This is a genomic window from Sphingomonas olei (assembly GCF_045369765.1).
GTDB classification, from domain to species: domain Bacteria; phylum Pseudomonadota; class Alphaproteobacteria; order Sphingomonadales; family Sphingomonadaceae; genus Sphingomonas; species Sphingomonas panaciterrae.
The window spans coordinates 1-748 of sequence record NZ_JBIQEU010000082.1 but is presented as its reverse complement, the minus strand read 5'-3'; the positions used below and the strand labels follow the sequence as shown (position 1 = coordinate 748).

At 54.5% G+C, this 748-nt stretch carries 2 protein-coding genes; one reads left to right on the top strand and one right to left on the bottom strand.

Annotated features, from left to right (window positions below; translation table 11 throughout):
* The first annotated feature begins 227 nt into the window (after positions 1-227).
* Positions 228-428 (top strand): hypothetical protein, encoded by a 201-nt coding sequence (locus ACH0BU_RS18145; protein ID WP_500264489.1) that lies wholly within the window; start codon positions 228-230, stop codon positions 426-428.
* Positions 429-444: 16 nt separating this feature from the next.
* Here ACH0BU_RS18145 and ACH0BU_RS18140 read toward each other — a convergent pair whose 3' ends face one another.
* Positions 445-672, bottom strand: a complete 228-nt coding sequence (locus ACH0BU_RS18140) for a hypothetical protein (protein WP_500264488.1) — start codon at positions 670-672, stop codon at positions 445-447.
* Between the last annotated feature and the right edge of the window lie 76 nt (positions 673-748).

The window sequence follows — 748 nt, the reverse complement described above, 5'->3', positions numbered from 1 at the left end:
CCACCTCCAGCCGGCCATGGCGGCGGAGACGACGATGCACTAACAATCAACCCGGACCACCCGGTGGGGGCTGCTCACCTTGCCGGCCGATATCCCACCGACATTCAGCGGCTTAAATTACCAGGTATTGATTTTTACTCCAACGATTACCTAATATAATCCCGCATCATCCGAGTCGAGTAGTTTGAGCATTTCTGGTTAACGATTACGTTCGTCAGGAGGGTCATATGTCTTTGGACGATAAGGACTACTTCAGGGAGCGCGCAGAAGCAGAGCTGAGAATGGCGCAACTGGCCCGTGATCCTGCTGCTGTTCGAGCGCACTACACACTTGCTGGCCATTACCTTGATCGCGTTTACAGTGGCAGCGATCAGGTTGCGTCTATGACCGACGCGCCTATAAGCGAAATGCCGCGCGACGTTCATTGATAATGTGAAGTCGGGGTTAGGCTTTCAGGCCGACTACCTCGATATCGCTCTCCCACAGATTGTGGAAGAGGTTCATGCCCTCGAATAGCACCTTCACGCGTCCATAGACGGTCCACTGCTGAAAAGTGTCGAGGTTGTCGGGTTCGGGCGCGAACAGCACGGGCACCTTCGTGCCAACGCGCATCATGAAGGCGTCGAGTTCGTTGAAGGTCGCCTCATCCATACTGCCGAACGAGGCCTTCACTGTCCGCCGTCAGCACCAATGGCACAGATTTGAGGTTGTGATTTAAGGAGGATCTGGGCTTCGTCGTAGTGACGAA